The sequence below is a fragment of the Azospirillum isscasi genome (genome assembly GCF_030849505.1).
Lineage (GTDB): Bacteria > Pseudomonadota > Alphaproteobacteria > Azospirillales > Azospirillaceae > Azospirillum > Azospirillum isscasi.
In genome coordinates this window covers 1-15,368 of sequence record NZ_JAUJFI010000139.1, presented here as the reverse complement: position 1 = coordinate 15,368, position 15,368 = coordinate 1, and the positions used below count along the sequence as shown (strand labels likewise).

Here is a 15,368-nt window from a genome sequence, read left to right as displayed (position 1 = left end):
CCGGTGCCGGCGGGTGCGCCGCAGGCCGCGCCGGGCGCCCCGCCGCGCATCCTCGGCACCTTGCCGGCCACGGCCCGTCCGTGACGGCGGACCGCCTCCCGGCGTTACAGACGGGCAGGAGGCTGCGGCATAAGGGACAACGGCGGAAGGCAGCACGGTGAGCATTCCGAACATCATCACCTTCGGCCGCATCCTGGCGGTGCCGGTCGCCGTCTACTTCATCCTGGCGGGGGAGCTGGGGGTCGCCTTCTGGCTGTTCGTCGGGGCGGGCGTGTCGGACGCGGTGGACGGCGCCGTGGCGCGCATGTTCCGCGCCCGCACGGTTCTGGGCGCCTATCTCGACCCGATCGCCGACAAGGCGCTGCTGGTCAGCGTCTACGTCTCGCTGGGGCATGTCGGCGAGTTGCCGCTGTGGCTGGTCATCCTGGTGGTGTTCCGCGACCTGATGATCGTCGGCGGGGTGATGCTGCTCTACACGCTGAAGGAGTCGCTGGCGATGCAGCCGCTCTACATCAGCAAGATCAACACGGCGGTGCAATTGTCCCTGGCCGCGGCGGTGCTGGCCCCGCCGGGGCTGGGGCTGCCGGATTTCCACCTGTTCGGGATGGAGCTGGTGCCGCTGCTCATCTGGACCTGCGCCGCGACGACGGTGCTGTCGGGACTGGCCTACGTCTACCGGGGCGGGCTGCTGTTCAGCCGGCATGGAGGGGTGCCGTGACCGCCGCCAAGCAGTTCCGTTTCTGGCTGATCGGGCTGGGGCTGTTCGTCCTGGTCCTGTGGCTGCTGTCCGGCATGCTGCTGCCCTTCGTGGTGGGGCTGGCGGTGGCCTATCTGCTGGACCCGGTGGTCGACCGGCTGGAGCGCTGGAACCTGCCGCGCTGGCTGGCGACGACGCTGGTGCTGCTGTCCTTCGTCCTGGTGCTGGTGCTGATGGGGCTTCTGCTGCTCCCGCTGGTGCAGTCGCAGGTGTCCCATCTGATCGAGGTGCTTCCCAACTACGCCAACGCGGCGCGGGAGCGCGTGCTGCCGATGCTGGACCGGCTGGTGCACCGCCTGTCGCCGGAGGACGTGGAGCGGCTGCGCGGGGCCGCCGGCAATTACGCCGGGGATGTCGTGGGCTGGATCGGGCGGGTGCTGAAGCACATCCTGTCCGGCGGGCTGGCGCTGTTCGACGTGCTGTCGGTGATCTTCATCACGCCCATCGTGGCCTTCTACCTGATGCGCGACTGGGACATCCTGGTCAACAAGGTGAACGGCTGGCTGCCCCTGCACCACGCCGCCACCATCCGGGAGCAGGCGCGGGAGGTGGACGAGACGCTGGCCGGATTCGTCCGCGGGCAGGCGCTGGTCTGCGTCGTGCTGGGGGTGTTCTACGCGGTGGCGCTGTCGCTGGCCGGGCTGGATTTCGGTCTGGTGATCGGGCTGATGGCGGGGCTGCTGTCCTTCATTCCCTATGTCGGCTCGCTGTTCGGCTTCGTGTCGAGCACGGGGCTGGCGCTGCTGCAATTCGACGATCCCTGGCGGATCGTGATCGTCGTGGCGATCTTCCTGTTCGGGCAGGCGGTGGAGGGCAACGTCCTGACGCCGAAGCTGGTGGGCGAGAAGGTCGGGCTGCACGCGGTCTGGGTGATCTTCGCCCTGCTGGCCGGCGGCTCGCTGTTCGGCTTCGTCGGCGTGCTGCTGGCCGTGCCGGTGGCCGCGGTGATCGGGGTGCTGACACGCTTCGCGCTGGGGCGCTATCTTGACAGTCCCTACTACCGCGGCACCCCCTCGCCATGACCCCTGCCCCATGACCCCCGCCCCATGACCCTCGCGGCCCAGCTACCGCTCGACCTCGGACACCGCGCCGCCATGGGCTGCGAGGATTTCCTCGTGGCGCCCAGCAACGCGGAGGCGGTGGCCTGGCTCGACCGCTGGCCGTCCTGGCCGGCCCCGGCCCTGACGCTGTACGGGCCGGACGGCTGCGGCAAGACCCATCTCGGCCATGTCTGGCGGGCGCGCAGCCACGCCCCCATCGCCGCGGGGGAGGCGCTGGACCGCACCGACCTGCCCGCCCTGCTGGCCCGCGCCAACGCCGTGGTGGTGGAGGACGCGGAGCAGGTGGCGGGCAAACCGCCGCGGGAGGAGGCGCTGTTCCATCTCTACAACCTCGCCCGCGACTCGGGCGGGCACCTGCTGCTGCTGTCGCGCCGCCCGCCGTCGCGCTGGCGGATGAAGCTGGCCGACCTGCGTTCCCGCATCAAGGCGGCGCCCGCGGTGGGTGTGGCGGCGCCGGACGACGCGCTGCTCGCCGCCGTTCTGGTCAAGCTGTTCGCCGACCGGCAGTTGCGGCCCGGCATGGACCTCATCACCTACCTGCTGGCCCGGATGGAGCGGTCGCTGGAGGCGGCGGGGCGGGTGGTCGCGGCGCTTGACCGCGCATCGCTGGCCGCGCACCGTCCCTTGACCGTGCCGCTGGCCCGCGAGGTGCTGGCCGGGCTGGAGACCGAAGGGAGAGGGGACGAGGATGGATCTGGGAATCGCCGGACGCCGCGCCATCGTGTGCGCAGCCAGCAAGGGGCTGGGTAAGGCCTGCGCCCTGGCGTTGGCGCGGGAAGGGGTGGCCGTCACCATCACCGCGCGGGGCCGCGACCTGCTGGAGGCCGCCGCGGAGGAGATCCGCAGGGAGACCGGCGCCACCGTGACCACCGCCGTCGGCGACATCGCGACGGAGGAGGGGCGCGCCGCGGCGCTGGCCGCCTGCCCGGAGCCGGACATCCTGGTCAACAACGCGGGCGGCCCGCCGCCGGGCGACTTCCGCGACTGGGAGCGCGACCACTGGATCCGCGCCGTCGAGGCCAACATGCTGGCCCCGATCTTCCTGATCAAGGCGACGGTGGACGGCATGATCGGGCGCCGCTTCGGGCGCATCGTCAACGTCACCTCGGCGGCGGTGAAGGCGCCGATTCCCATCCTGGGCCTGTCCAACGGGGCGCGGGCGGGGCTGACCGGCTTCGTCGCCGGCCTGTCGCGCCAGACCGTGCGCCACAACGTGACCATCAACAACCTGCTGCCCGGCCCCTTCGAGACCGACCGCCTGCGCACCACCATGGAAGGCGGGGCCAAGGCCAACAACCGCAGCCTGGACGAGGAGATGGCCGCCCGCCGCGCCGACAACCCGTCCGGACGCTTTGGCGACCCGGCGGAGTTCGGCGCGGCCTGCGCCTTCTTGTGCTCCGCCCATGCGGGGTTCATGACCGGGCAGAACGTCCTGCTGGACGGCGGCGCCTACGCGGGAACGCTTTAGACCGCCTCGCCCCCTCCCCGGCCCTCCGCCGAGAGCGGGGGAGGGGGGCGGCGACGGTCAATCGTTGAGGAAGGGGTTGTACAGCCGCTCTTCCCCGATGGTGGAGGTCGGGCCGTGGCCGGGGATGAAGGTCACGTCGTCGCCCAGCGGGAACAGCTTGGTGCGGATCGATTCGATCAGCTCGCCGTGGTTGCCCTTGGGGAAGTCGGTGCGGCCGATGGAGCCCTGGAACAGCACGTCGCCGACGATGGCCAGCTTGCTGGGCTTGTGCACGAAGACCACATGGCCCGGCGTGTGGCCCGGACAATGGTGGACGTCCAGCGTCAGGTTGCCGACCGTCACCGTGTCGCCTTCCTCCAGCCAGCGGTCCGGCGTGAAGGACCGGACCGGCGGAAAGCCGAACATCTGGCTCTGCATCGGCATGCCGTCGATCCAGAACCGGTCCTCGCGGTGCGGCCCCTCGACGGGGAGCTTCAGTTCGTCGGCGAGGTCGGCGACGGCGCCGGCATGGTCGATGTGCCCGTGGGTGACCAGGATCTTCTCCAGAGTCACGCCCTTCGCCTGGGCGGCGCGCAGGATGCGGGGGATGTCGCCGCCGGGGTCCACGGCGGCACCCTTCATCGTCTCCGGACACCAGAGCAGCGTGCAGTTCTGCTGGAACGGGGTGACGGGAACGATGATGGTCTGCATGCCGCGTCCTTCGCCGGTCGGTGAGAATGGTCAGGGATCGATTCGCATCCGACCTTACGCGCCGCCGATTTCCAGGGCAAGATCCGGTACCAATTCCTGAGCAACGCGGCTATATGGAGTGCACTTCTTCTTATGCCATTCCGCCGCGGGGGGCGGTGCCGGACCGAATGCTGTCACAAAAAGCCAAATACGCCCTGCGTGCGCTGATCATGCTGGCCGAACGGACGGATGACGAACTCGTCCTGATTGCCGAAATCGCCGAGCGGGAGAACATTCCGCGCAAGTTCCTGGAAGCCATCCTGGTGGAACTGCGCAAGCATGGTCTGCTGTTCGCCAAGCGCGGCAAGAGCGGAGGCTACCGTCTGGCGCGCCCGGCGGAGGAGATTTCCTTTGGCGAGGTGATCCGGTTGATCGACGGCCATTTGGCGCCGATCCCCTGCGCCAGCAAATTCTCCTTCCGCCCCTGCGATGACTGCCTCGACCCGCCGACCTGTTCGGTGCGCTGGCTGATGGTCCAGGTGCGCGACGCCACCGCGCAGGTGCTCGACAACCAGACCCTGTCCGACGCCCTGCGCCACCGTCAGGCCACCGGCGGCCTGCCCGTGAACTTCGACATCTGATCCGGGCGGGGTCCGGCTCAGGGCATCAGATCGACCGCGATGAACACGCGGTCCAGCGCGCGGTTCGTCGCCTCGCGCAGGATGCCGGCCTCCAGAAGCTCGTCGACCAGAAGCTGGGCACCGCGGAAGGTGCTGCCCAGCCGCTTCTGCACCCGCCGCACGGTCAGGGCCGGCTCCTCGAACAGGGCGTCCAGGAGGTCCGGGATGCGGGAGTTGCGGCGCTTGGCCCCGACCCGCAGCCGCCAACCCTCCGCGGTGCGGTCCAGGGACAGGGCGCGATCCCGTTCCCGCCGCGCCGTCTCCGCCACCGTGTCGGCCAGCCACAGCCGCCACCCCTCCTCGCGCCCGCGCGCGGCGAGGCTGGCGGCGGTGCGGTCGGTGTGCAGGGAGACGGACATCGGCAGCCAGACGTTCGGCACCCGGCAGCAGCGTGCCACCGCCAGCGCCCCCATCAGCCGGGCCGAGGGCACCGCCCATGCCGGAATCCGCAGGTCGGGCGCCGGGCGCAGCAGTTCGGCCAGCATGCCCACGCCCCCCAGCAGGGCCGGTGAGCCGCCCGCATGGTCCAGCCGCCTGAGCAGGGCCGCCGCCTCCGCCTCCCGCTCCGCCGAGAAGGCCAGCCGTCCGGGATCGCGGCCCGACACCTCCGCCTGAAGGCAGCGCCACAGCGCCTCCGTCCAGCCCAGCGTCCAGGCCGGAGGAGCGTCGTCGTCGAGAGACGGGGATTCGCCGTCATCATCATCGGACGGGAAGGGGGGCAGGGCGTCCAGCCCGACCTCCAGTTCCGCCACCGCGCGCCAGGCGTCGGCGGCGGCCCCGGCTGAGGGAAGCGGCGCGCGGGAGTTTCCCGTCCGGCGGGCCGGCGCCGCGACGACCCCTTGCGTGAACAGGGCGCCCTGCCACAGCGCGCGGACCGACTGCGCCGCCCCCCGTCCCGCGGTGGGGACGAGGTCGGTGCCGATGGTCGCCACCAGGAATTCCACCGGGTCCACCGCCACCCCGTCGAGCCGCGCCGCCGCGCAGGACTCCCGCCGCGCCGCGTCGGCCCACATCCTCCGGCGCCGCACCGGGTCCTGCGCCACCTCCGCCAGCCGTCCGAGCGCGCGTTCGGCCTCCAGAAGGGCGGTCAGGAGAGCGGGGGAGGGGGGCTGGGGTGTTTCAGACATGACCGTGCGGGAAGCGGGGTGGCGGCGGGCGCGCATGATAGCGATCCGGCGCGCGGCGGCCAGTCCAATGGTGTCCCGTCCGATCGGCGGGCATCTATTTCACATCTGGCCTGGAATTCTCGCGTCAAGAAGTGGGGAATGACAAAAAACAGCCTTGCGGCGGCTGGAAAATCATGCAAACTCTAGGCGGTAAATGGATATTGCTTATACATAAAAAGATAGGTGAATACGGCGCTACCGCCGCGTTTGTGACGATCGGTGCGGTGCGCGGTCCCCCTGGGAGCCGCTGCCGGCACCCCAACGGAACCATAGAGGGAGTGTGCCATGTCGTTTCGTGATCGGCTCTCCGCGCTTCGGGCTGGGAAGCTGTCCGCACTGGCCGCGGGGCTCGCCCTCGCCGTGCTGGCCATTTCGCCCGCCAAGGCGCAGACCAATCTGCTGAACGTCTCCTACGACCCCACGCGCGAATTCTATGTGGAGTTCAACAAGGCGTTCGCCAAGAAATGGCAGGCCGACAACGGCCAGACGGTGACCGTGAAGCAGTCGCACGGCGGGTCGGGCAAGCAGGCGCGCTCGGTCATCGACGGGCTGGACGCCGACGTGGTTACCCTGGCGCTGGCCTACGACATCGACGCCATCGCCGATTCCGGCGCCCTGCCGAAGACCTGGCAGGCGCGCCTGCCGAACAACAGCTCCCCCTACACCTCCACGATCGTGTTCCTGGTCCGCAAGGGCAACCCGAAGCAGGTCAAGGACTGGGACGATCTGGTGAAGCCGGGCGTTCAGGTCATCACGCCGAACCCGAAGACCTCGGGCGGGGCGCGCTGGAACTACCTCGCCGCCTGGGCCTTCTCGCTGGAGAAGAACGGCAACGACGAGGCCAAGGCCAAGCAGTTCGTCGGCGACCTGTTCAAGAACGTCCCGGTGCTGGACAGCGGCGCCCGCGGCTCCACCGTCACCTTCACGCAGCGGCAGCTCGGCGACGTGCTGCTGGCCTGGGAGAACGAAGCCTTCCTGTCGCTTCAGGAGTTCGGCGCCGACAAGTTCGAGATCGTCGTGCCGTCCCTGTCCATCCTGGCGGAGCCGCCGGTCACCGTCGTCGATTCGGTCGTGGACCGCAAGGGGACGCGGAAGGTGGCGGAAGCCTACCTGAACTTCCTCTACAGCCCCGAGGCGCAGGAGATCGCGGCGAAGAACTTCTACCGCCCGCGCCTGCCGGAGGTCGCTGCGCGGTATGCGGACCGCTTCCCGAATGTTAAACTGGTGACCATCGACGGCTCCTTCGGGGGTTGGCGCACGGCCCAGGAGAAGCATTTCGCGGATGGCGGTGTCTTCGACCAGATCTATCAGAAGGGCCGCTGAGCCGTGGTTGCGGCAACCACCAGCGACACCGTGCTCCCCTCCCCGGGGGGCACGGTGTTGAGCGTCCTTCGAAAGCCCAGCGTTCTCCCCGGCTTCGGGCTGACGCTCGGTTTCACGCTGGCCTATCTGGGTCTGATCGTCCTGCTGCCGCTGGCGGCGCTGGCTCTGAAGGCGGCGGGGCTGGGCTGGTCGGGATTCTGGAACGCGGTGCTGACTCCCCGCGTCCTGGCGGCCTTCCAGGTCAGTTTCGGGCTGTCGCTGGCGGCCGCCGCGGTCAACGCCGTCTTCGGCTTCATCGTCGCCTGGGTGCTGGTCCGCTACCGCTTTCCGGGCGACCGGATCGTCGATGCGCTGGTGGACCTGCCCTTCGCCCTGCCCACCGCGGTGGCCGGCATCGCGCTCAGCGCGCTGTACGCGCCCAACGGCTGGATCGGCTCCCTGCTGATGGACTGGTTCGGGATGAAGGTGGCCTTCACCCCGCTGGGCATCGCCATCGCCTTGACCTTCATCGGCCTGCCCTTCGTGGTGCGCACCGTGCAGCCGATCCTTCAGGATCTGCCGCCGGAGGAGGAGGAGGCCGCCGCGGCGCTCGGCGCCACGCGCTGGCAGACCTTCCGGCGGATCGTGTTCCCGGCGCTGCTGCCCGCGCTGCTGACCGGCTTCGCCCTGGCTTTCGCCCGCGGGGTGGGGGAGTACGGATCGGTGATCTTCATCGCCGGCAACATCCCCGGCCTGTCGGAGATCATTCCGCTGCTGATCGTCATCAAGCTGGAGCAGTACGACTATGCCGGCGCCGCCGCGGTCGGCATGCTGATGCTGATGGCGTCCTTCGTGCTGCTGCTGGCCCTGAACCTGCTGCAAGCCTGGATGAGGTCGCGCCATGCACGCTAAGAAAGCCGCCGGGTTCGCGCCGGCGCTGGCCGACAGCCGATGGGTGAAGGGGCTGCTGATCGCCTCGGCGTTGGCCTTCCTGCTGCTGTTCCTGGTCCTGCCGCTGGTGTCGGTGTTCGTGGAGGCGCTGCGGCGCGGCACGGACGCCTACTGGGCGGCGCTGGTCGAGCCGGACGCGGTGGCAGCCATCAAGCTGACGCTGATCGTCGCGGCCATCGCCGTGCCGATGAACCTCGTCTTCGGCGTGGCGGCGTCCTGGTGCATCGCCAAGTTCGACTTCCGCGGCAAGGATCTGCTGATCACGCTGATCGACCTGCCGTTTTCGGTGTCGCCGGTGATCTCCGGCCTGATCTATGTGCTGCTGTTTGGTCTGCACGGGCTGATGGGGCCGTTCCTGAAGTCGCAGGGCATCCAGATCATCTTCGCCGTGCCGGGGCTGGTGCTCGCCACCGTCTTCGTCACCTTCCCCTTCGTCGCCCGCGAACTGATCCCGCTGATGCAGGAGCAGGGCAACGAGGAGGAGGAGGCGGCGCTGGTGCTGGGCGCGTCCGGCTGGCAGACCTTCTGGCGGGTGACCCTGCCCAACATCAAATGGGGCCTGCTGTACGGCGTCCTGCTGTGCAACGCCCGCGCGATGGGGGAATTCGGGGCGGTGTCGGTGGTCTCCGGCCACATCCGGGGCGAGACCAACACGATGCCCCTGCATGTCGAGATCCTTTACAACGAATACAACTTGGTCGCTGCCTTCGCGGTGGCCTCGGTGCTGGCCATGCTCGCCCTCGTCACCCTGGTGGTGAAGACGGTGCTGGAATGGCGCTTCGGGGCTGAGCTGGCGGCCACCCGGCATTGAGGCGACGCACGTCATGGCGATCCAGGTCTCCGGCATCACCAAGCAATTCGGAAGCTTCCGCGCGCTCGACTCGGTGGACCTCGAGGTCCGCTCGGGCGAGCTTCTGGCCCTGCTCGGCCCTTCGGGGTCGGGCAAGACGACGCTGCTGCGCATCATGGCGGGGCTGGAATTCGCCGACTCCGGCAGCCTCCAGCTCCACGGGGAGGAGGCGCTCGGCCTCAGCCCGCGGGAGCGGCAGGTCGGCTTCGTCTTCCAGCATTACGCGCTGTTCCGCCACATGACCGTCTTCGACAACGTGGCCTTCGGCCTGAAGGTGCGCCCGCGCGGCCAGCGCTTCACCACGGCGGAGATCAGGCGGCGCGTCATGGAGTTGCTGGAACTGGTCCAACTCGCCCATTTCGCCGACCGCTACCCGGCGCAGCTTTCCGGCGGCCAGCGGCAGCGCGTGGCGTTGGCCCGCGCGCTCGCCATCGAGCCGAAGGTGCTGCTGCTGGACGAGCCGTTCGGCGCGCTGGACGCCAAGGTGCGCAAGGAACTGCGGCGCTGGCTGCGCAAACTGCACGAGGACATCCACATCACCTCCGTCTTCGTCACCCACGACCAGGAGGAGGCGCTGGAACTGGCCGACCGCGTGGTGGTGATGAGCCAGGGCCGGATCGAGCAGGTGGGCAGCCCGGCGGAGGTCTACGACCGTCCCGCCTCGGCCTTCGTGTACGAATTCCTCGGGCAGGTGAACCGCTTCGACTGCGTGGTGGCCGACGGGGTGGCGAAGGCGGCCAACGGGGCGATCTGCATCCCCGCCGATGGAACGGTGCGCGGTCCCGCCATCGCCTATGTCCGCCCGCACGATCTGGGCCTCAGCCCCAGCGCCGGCGGGCCGGGCCGCGTGTCGGGCATCCATGTGGTGGGGCCGGACGCGCGGGTCGAGATCGATCTCGCCGGCCTGCCGCTGGAGGCCGAAATGGACCGCGAGCGGCTGTCCGTCCTCGGCCTGCGTCCCGGCGACCAGTGCGCCGTTCACATCGACCGGGCGCGCGTCTTCCCGCAACCCTGACGACCGCAACCCCAACGGCCATAAACCCTGACGACCGCAACCCCGGCGGACGTTCCGGAACCACCCGCCTCACCCCCGAAAAGGGGTGGGGAGGGCGCCCGGCCTCCGCCGAAGGAGCCCCGGCGGGGCCTTGGCGCCTGCCCCGTCCGGGGCGGGGACTAATTCCAAAGCCGATCCGTAACGCCATTGCCTTCTGGCGGTGCGGACGATGGATGTGTTGAGCCTTCCGCATTGCACCAAATGCAGGAGGCGCCAGTGGACCATCCAAGGGCGGACCATCCAAGGGCGGACCATCCAGGGGCGGACCATCCAGGACTGTCGCAGGCCCCCGGCACCGGGGCTGCCGCGCTGTGGACGGGGAGCGGGAGCGAAGCGTGGTCACCGCCTCTGGCCCTGGTGCTTCCGGTGATTCTGGCGCTGCTCGTGCTGCCGCTGCTGCTGGTGGAGATGCCGCCGCTGCTCGACTACCCGAACCATCTGGCGCGGGTGGACGTGCTTCTGCATTACCGGACCGACCCCTTCCTGGGCGAACGCTACACCGCCTCGCTGACGCCGGTGCCGAACCTGCTGATGGAAGCGGTGATGCTGCCGCTCGCCAGCGTGTTGCCGCTCTACGTCGCCGGGCGGGTCTATATGGCGCTGGCCGGGGTGCTGACCCTGATCGGGGCCATGCTGCTGAACCGGACCCTGTTCGGGCGCTGGAGCCTGTGGCCGCTGTGCGGCGCGCTGTTCATCTACAACGCCACGCTGATCGGCGGCTTCATGAGCTTCTCGCTCGGCCTCGGTTTCCTGCTGATCGGGGTGTCGCTGTGGATCGCGCTGGCCGGGGGGCGCTGGCAACTGCCGGTGGGGATGGGCTGCGCCCTCTTCCTCTACTTCGCCCACGCCATCGTGCTCGGCTCCTTCCTGCTCTGCCTGTTCGCGGTGGAGGCGGTCAAGTATGTGGGGGAGGGGCGCAAGCCGCCGACGCTTGCCAACCTCGGGCGCGACGCGCTGCGGTTCGCGGCCTTGCTGGCCCTTCCCGCGGCGCTGTTCGCCGGCACGGTGGGGACCCAGCTCCTCCGCTCCGACGCGGCGGCGGTGGGCGCACACGACAGCGCCCCCGTCCTGCTGCTGAAGGAGGTCTACTGGCGGCTGAAGAAGCTGACGGAGCTGAAGCAGTGGCGCTACCGGCTGCACGACATGCTGGCGCCGGTTCTGAACTACAACACGCTGCTCGACATGGCGACCCTGCTGCTGATCCTGGGCGGCATGGCGGCGGCGCGTCTGGCGGGCTGGCTGCGCGCCTCGACGGCGATGATGCTGGCGGCGGCGCTGTTCGCCCTGGCCTTCTTCGTCGTGCCCGACCCCTTCTTCGGCACCTATTTCGTGTCGATCCGCTTCTGGATTCTGGCGGCCTTCCTGCTGGTGGCCGGCACCGACTTGCGCTTTCCGACCCCGCGCGCCGCGGCGGCCTTCGCGGCCGGGCTGCTCGCCCTGTTGGCGGTGCGGACCGCCGTGCTGACCGTCAACTGGCTGGCCTACGAGGACGACGTGGCCGACCTGCGCCGCGCCATGGAGCGGATCGAGCCCGGACGTTCCGTGCTGATCGCCTGGGCGGGGCAGGAGGCCGGCTGCTGCAACACGCGGGAGTTCCTGCTCACCCAGCCGCCCTGGCGGCATTCGCTGGTCGCGCTGCCCAGCCTGGTCCATCTGCCGTCGCTGATCACCGTGGAACGGCGCGCCTTCGTCCCGACCCTGTTCAGCCATCCGGGCAAGCAGCCGCTGACCGTGACCCGGCCCTACCGCGACCGCTGCATGGCGATCTATGAGGGCGTGCCGGTGGACGTGCGCCTGCTCTCCCGCCCCGGGGAGGCGACCCTGCGCGACCATGTGGAGCCCTGCCCCCATTATGTCGGCTGGCGGGAAAAGTACGATTACGTGCTGGTGATGTTCTCCAACGTCTTCCACGCGGCGGGGCTGACGCCGCCGCCGGGTGCTGCGGAGGCGTACCGCGGCACCGTTTTCGACCTGTGGCGGGTGGAGCGTTGAGGGGGCAGGCGGAGGGCGCGGATCAGGCCGCGTGGGGCTGGCCCCCATCCTTCTCCGCCGGTTCGCGGAGGGCGTCGTAACCGCGGTCGCGGACGCTCTTCAGGCTCTGGTCGATGGTCTCGGCGTCCACCCCGGCGTTGCGCAGGACGAGGCTGGCCAGTTGCAGGCTGGCCTCCAGCGTCTCGGGCACCACGGCGGTGGCCCCGGCCGCCTTCAGCCTTGTGCCCCGGCCCAGGTCGTGGGCGCGGGCGGCGATGGGCATGCGCGGGGCGGCCCGGCGGATGGTTTCCACGGCGCGCTCCGCCATGTCCGGGTGGTTGACGGTGATGACGGCGGCCCGTGCCCGCCCGATTCCCGCGGCGCGCAGGACGCCGATCTGGCTGGAGTCGCCGTAATAGACGGGCAGCCCTTCCGCCCGCGCCGCGGCCACCCGCTGCGGGTCGAGGTCCAGTGCGACGTAGGGGATGTCGTGCGTCCGCAGCAGCCGGGCGACGGCGCGCCCGACCCGGCCATAGCCGGCGATCAGCACATGGCCGGTGATGTCGCTGGTCTCGACGCCGAAGGCTTCGGCCCCGTGCCGGGCCTCCACGCCCTGGGCCAGACGCTGCGCGATGGCGCCGATCAGCGGCGTGACCGCCATGCTGAGCGCCACGCAGGAGGACAGCAGCAGCCCGGTGTCGCCGTCCAGCACCGACAGCTTCGTCGCCTTGCCGATCAGCACGAAGGCGAACTCGCCGCCCTGCGACAGCAGCAGCCCGATGCGCAGCGAGGTCGCCAGCCCGAGCCCCGACAGGCGGCAGAGCAGGAACAGCAGGACGCTCTTCCCGATCAGAAGGGCCACGGTCACCAGCAGGATGTCGTCGGCGCGGCGCAGCATGGCCGGCAGGTCCAGCGTCATGCCCACCGTCATGAAGAACAGGCCCAGCAGCAGGCCGCGGAACGGCTCGATGTCGGCCTCAACCTGATGGCGGTAGGCGGTGTCGGCCATCAGCATGCCGGCCAGGAAGGCGCCCAGCGCCATCGACATGCCGGCCTCCGCCGTCAGCCAGGCCACCGCCAGGACGACCAGCAGGTTGGTCGCGGTGAAGACCTCCGGGCTCTTGGCCGAGGCCACGAAGTGATAGACCGGGCGCACCACGAAGCGGCCCAGCAGCATGATGCCGCCGATCGCCGCGACGGCCTTGGCCCCGGCCAGGGCAAGCGCCCAGGGAATGCTGGTGCTTCCCCCGGCCAGCAGCGGCAAAAGGGTCAGCAGCGGAACGACGGCCAGATCTTGGAAGATCAGGACGGCGACCGACACGCGCCCGAACCGTGCCACCGTCTCCCCGCGCTCCACCAGCAGCTTCAGCACCGTGGCGGTGGAGGAGAAGGCCAGCATGCCGCCGATGACCAGCGCCGCTGCCGTGTCCTCGCCCAGCGCGTAGGCGACCGCGGCGATGGCGGCGCTGGTCAGCACCACCTGCATCAGCCCCAGCCCGAAGATGTAGCGCCGCATCGCCTGCAGGCGCGACAGCGGCAGCTCCAGCCCGATGGCGAAGAGGAGGAAGACCACCCCGAATTCGGACAGGACCTGCGGAAGCTCCATGTCCACCACCGGACCCGGCGTGTGCGGCCCCAGCAGCGCCCCTCCCACCAGATAGCCGAGCACCGCCGGGATGCGCAGCGCCTGGAACAACGGGACGATCACGACCGCCGCCAGCAGAAGGAACAGGACGTCGAAGAGCAGTTTGGGATCGTGCATGGCCGCGCGCTGGATGAGTCGGGCCGGATGCTCCGGCCGTCCGGGACGGCGTCTGTATGCGGTGCAAAAACGACCGCCGCAAGCGCAGCGGGTATGCCAAAGATCGGAAACCGGGAAAAAGTCCCGTCGGCGTTCAGAAAATCCCGCGCTGTGGCGGCGATGCCGCGGCGTCAGGGCATGCGCGCGGCCAGCAGTTCCTCCACGGCGGCGAGCAGTTCGGCGCTGTCGAACGGCTTGTACAGCAGCCGGTCGGCGCCGTGCATCGCCGACAGGTTCAGCGAAAAGGCCGCCGGGAAATCCTCCGTGCCGCCGGACATGGCGATGACGGCCGGGGGGCGGGGATCGTTGCGGGCGCTCAGGCGGCGGATCAGCTCGATCCCGTCCAGGCCGGGCATCATCATGTCCACGACGGCGAGATCGAATCGCTCCCGCTCCAGGGCGGCCAGACCGGACAGGCCGTCCTGCGCCTCCGCCACATGGTGGCCCTGCGACTCCAGCGTCATGCGCAGCAGCGCCGTGAAGGCCGGGACATCGTCGATCACCAGAATTCGGGCCATGGGTTCCGTCGCTCCAACTGCGGTGGCGGTGGAATACGGTGGGGGCGGAGCGGCTCAGTCCGCCGCGGCCCCCTTGCGATGGGTGTCGCCGGCCTCCTCCTGCGGGTCCCCGGCGCGCATTCCCCCGCTTCGGGCCCGGCGGGACAACAGCGTGCGCAGCAACTGGTCCAGCCCTTCCGCCAAGGCGTCATGCTGCACCGGAGGAAGATTGTCGATGGCCGCGGCCAGCTCGTTCAACGGGTCGTTGGTCAGCATCCCCCGCCCCTTCGCCGTGACGGTCAACCGGATGGAACGGCGGTCCGTCTCGCTGGGATGCCGTTCCAGAAGCTCCTTCTTGAGAAGGGCCGCAATGGTCTGGCTGGCCGTGCCCTTGGTCGTTCCGTGATGGCGGGCGAAGGCCACGACGTTGCGGGCGCTCGCGTTCGCCCGGGCGAAATAACGCAACGCCGCCCACTGGGCCGGGTTCAGTCCATCGGTGAAGGCGAGGCTGGCGGTCGTCCGCAGCACCTGCGCCATGACCTCGGCGGTTGCCTGCCCGCTTGGGCGCATGCCGGTTTCCCCTGTGCCTGCGGTTCTGACCTGCGTTTTGAAATGAAACCATAAGGCGCGGCAGGGGGGCTGTCCAGCCGGCGCCCAATCAGATTCGAATCTGTGGCGGGACGAGTCTTTTCGCTGGATCGGGGGCGAGGGCTGCCCTATACAGCGCCTCCCTCGCCGGACGCGGTCCGGAGGGGGCGCCCCAAAAGACTGGAGGGGTGGAGGTCAGGGTGCTGGCCGATCCGTTTCCGCCTCAGGCGGCCTAGGCGGTTCGGTGAATACGAAACAAAGGGCTTGACGCTCTCTGCCGTAAGCGCTAGATTGATCCTCCGCTGGCACGAACGACCGTTCGCGCCTCTCCGGCCTTCAAAAACCCGACGACGCTCACGGCCAGTTTGCCGAGTGTTTCGCTGTCTGGTTTGCCGGGCGATGGTTCTTTGACATCGTTGATCGTGAAATTCGAGAAGGGATGCGCAGGCGGCGGTATGGACCGTTGGCCGCGGGTCGGTTCCGGAGGGGACCGGCATCGCGGGTCGCTTGAGCATCTCGGTCAAGCAGTAAGAGACTTCAGTTTCGAAAGCTT

The 15,368-nt window shown here is 69.5% G+C and carries 15 protein-coding genes; 10 read left to right on the top strand and 5 right to left on the bottom strand.

All coding sequences use genetic code 11. From position 1 onward, the window contains the following. The first annotated feature begins 157 nt into the window (after positions 1-157). The 4 genes from QSG27_RS22045 to QSG27_RS22030 are packed head-to-tail and all read left to right on the top strand — an operon-like array spanning position 158 to position 3,286. Complete coding sequence (locus QSG27_RS22045; RefSeq protein ID WP_306709907.1) at positions 158-718, top strand: CDP-alcohol phosphatidyltransferase family protein; 561 nt, start codon at positions 158-160, stop codon at positions 716-718. Further along, a complete protein-coding gene (locus tag QSG27_RS22040; protein ID WP_306709905.1) occupies positions 715-1,779 on the top strand; it encodes an AI-2E family transporter in 1,065 nt (354 codons plus the stop codon). Before QSG27_RS22045 ends, QSG27_RS22040 begins: the two co-directional genes overlap by 4 nt. Positions 1,780-1,803: 24 nt before the next feature. Next, complete coding sequence (locus QSG27_RS22035) at positions 1,804-2,568, top strand: HdaA/DnaA family protein (RefSeq protein ID WP_306709904.1); 765 nt, start codon at positions 1,804-1,806, stop codon at positions 2,566-2,568. Further along, entirely contained in the window at positions 2,507-3,286 is a 780-nt protein-coding gene (locus tag QSG27_RS22030; protein WP_306709902.1) for an SDR family oxidoreductase, read from the top strand. Before QSG27_RS22035 ends, QSG27_RS22030 begins: the two co-directional genes overlap by 62 nt. A 57-nt stretch (positions 3,287-3,343) precedes the next feature. Here the strand turns inward: QSG27_RS22030 and QSG27_RS22025 are convergent, their stop codons facing one another. Continuing rightward, positions 3,344-3,976 (bottom strand): MBL fold metallo-hydrolase, encoded by a 633-nt coding sequence (locus QSG27_RS22025; RefSeq protein WP_306709901.1) that lies wholly within the window; start codon positions 3,974-3,976, stop codon positions 3,344-3,346. 167 nt (positions 3,977-4,143) lie between these two features. On the opposite strand from QSG27_RS22025, the gene QSG27_RS22020 reads away from it, so the two are divergent. Beyond that, on the top strand, positions 4,144-4,596 hold the full coding sequence (locus QSG27_RS22020) for an RrF2 family transcriptional regulator (RefSeq protein ID WP_306709899.1): 453 nt from the start codon (positions 4,144-4,146) through the stop codon (positions 4,594-4,596). A 17-nt stretch (positions 4,597-4,613) separates the two neighbouring features. On the opposite strand, the gene QSG27_RS22015 is transcribed toward QSG27_RS22020, so the two are convergent. Then, positions 4,614-5,798, bottom strand: coding sequence for a hypothetical protein (locus tag QSG27_RS22015; protein WP_306709897.1), 1,185 nt, complete (start codon positions 5,796-5,798; stop codon positions 4,614-4,616). A 288-nt stretch (positions 5,799-6,086) separates the two neighbouring features. Between QSG27_RS22015 and QSG27_RS22010 the strand changes: the two genes are divergently transcribed. The 5 genes from QSG27_RS22010 to QSG27_RS21990 all read left to right on the top strand — a co-directional run bounded on the left by QSG27_RS22010 (position 6,087) and on the right by QSG27_RS21990 (position 11,950). Next, positions 6,087-7,124, top strand: coding sequence for a sulfate ABC transporter substrate-binding protein (locus QSG27_RS22010; RefSeq protein ID WP_306709895.1), 1,038 nt, complete (start codon positions 6,087-6,089; stop codon positions 7,122-7,124). 57 nt (positions 7,125-7,181) lie between these two features. Then, positions 7,182-8,015: a sulfate ABC transporter permease subunit CysT gene (gene cysT, locus QSG27_RS22005; RefSeq protein WP_306709894.1), complete on the top strand. Its 834-nt coding sequence runs from the start codon at positions 7,182-7,184 to the stop codon at positions 8,013-8,015. Continuing rightward, positions 8,005-8,865, top strand: coding sequence for a sulfate ABC transporter permease subunit CysW (cysW, locus tag QSG27_RS22000; RefSeq protein WP_306709892.1), 861 nt, complete (start codon positions 8,005-8,007; stop codon positions 8,863-8,865). Before cysT ends, cysW begins: the two co-directional genes overlap by 11 nt. A 13-nt stretch (positions 8,866-8,878) precedes the next feature. Then, positions 8,879-9,919, top strand: a complete 1,041-nt coding sequence (locus QSG27_RS21995; RefSeq protein ID WP_306709890.1) for a sulfate/molybdate ABC transporter ATP-binding protein — start codon at positions 8,879-8,881, stop codon at positions 9,917-9,919. Between the two features lie 405 nt (positions 9,920-10,324). Continuing rightward, positions 10,325-11,950 (top strand): hypothetical protein, encoded by a 1,626-nt coding sequence (locus QSG27_RS21990; RefSeq protein ID WP_306709888.1) that lies wholly within the window; start codon positions 10,325-10,327, stop codon positions 11,948-11,950. Positions 11,951-11,972: 22 nt separating this feature from the next. Here QSG27_RS21990 and QSG27_RS21985 read toward each other — a convergent pair whose 3' ends face one another. The 3 genes from QSG27_RS21985 to QSG27_RS21975 form a co-directional block, all read right to left on the bottom strand. Next, complete coding sequence (locus QSG27_RS21985) at positions 11,973-13,691, bottom strand: monovalent cation:proton antiporter-2 (CPA2) family protein (RefSeq protein ID WP_306709887.1); 1,719 nt, start codon at positions 13,689-13,691, stop codon at positions 11,973-11,975. 170 nt (positions 13,692-13,861) lie between these two features. Then, positions 13,862-14,248 (bottom strand): response regulator transcription factor, encoded by a 387-nt coding sequence (locus QSG27_RS21980; RefSeq protein WP_306709885.1) that lies wholly within the window; start codon positions 14,246-14,248, stop codon positions 13,862-13,864. 54 nt (positions 14,249-14,302) lie between these two features. Next, a complete protein-coding gene (locus QSG27_RS21975; RefSeq protein ID WP_306709883.1) occupies positions 14,303-14,797 on the bottom strand; it encodes a MarR family winged helix-turn-helix transcriptional regulator in 495 nt (164 codons plus the stop codon). Positions 14,798-15,368: the final 571 nt, after the last annotated feature.

Coding starts and splice junctions, on each gene's coding strand:
- QSG27_RS22020 (WP_306709899.1), top strand. CDS start 4,144: ATGCTGTCACAAAAAGCCAAATACGCCCTGCGTGCGCTGATCATGCTG.
- QSG27_RS21980 (WP_306709885.1), bottom strand. CDS start 14,248: ATGGCCCGAATTCTGGTGATCGACGATGTCCCGGCCTTCACGGCGCTG.
- QSG27_RS22030 (WP_306709902.1), top strand. CDS start 2,507: ATGGATCTGGGAATCGCCGGACGCCGCGCCATCGTGTGCGCAGCCAGC.
- QSG27_RS21995 (WP_306709890.1), top strand. CDS start 8,879: ATGGCGATCCAGGTCTCCGGCATCACCAAGCAATTCGGAAGCTTCCGC.
- QSG27_RS22015 (WP_306709897.1), bottom strand. CDS start 5,798: ATGCGCGCCCGCCGCCACCCCGCTTCCCGCACGGTCATGTCTGAAACA.
- QSG27_RS22010 (WP_306709895.1), top strand. CDS start 6,087: ATGTCGTTTCGTGATCGGCTCTCCGCGCTTCGGGCTGGGAAGCTGTCC.
- QSG27_RS22025 (WP_306709901.1), bottom strand. CDS start 3,976: ATGCAGACCATCATCGTTCCCGTCACCCCGTTCCAGCAGAACTGCACG.
- QSG27_RS22035 (WP_306709904.1), top strand. CDS start 1,804: ATGACCCTCGCGGCCCAGCTACCGCTCGACCTCGGACACCGCGCCGCC.
- cysW (WP_306709892.1), top strand. CDS start 8,005: ATGCACGCTAAGAAAGCCGCCGGGTTCGCGCCGGCGCTGGCCGACAGC.
- QSG27_RS21985 (WP_306709887.1), bottom strand. CDS start 13,691: ATGCACGATCCCAAACTGCTCTTCGACGTCCTGTTCCTTCTGCTGGCG.
- QSG27_RS21975 (WP_306709883.1), bottom strand. CDS start 14,797: ATGCGCCCAAGCGGGCAGGCAACCGCCGAGGTCATGGCGCAGGTGCTG.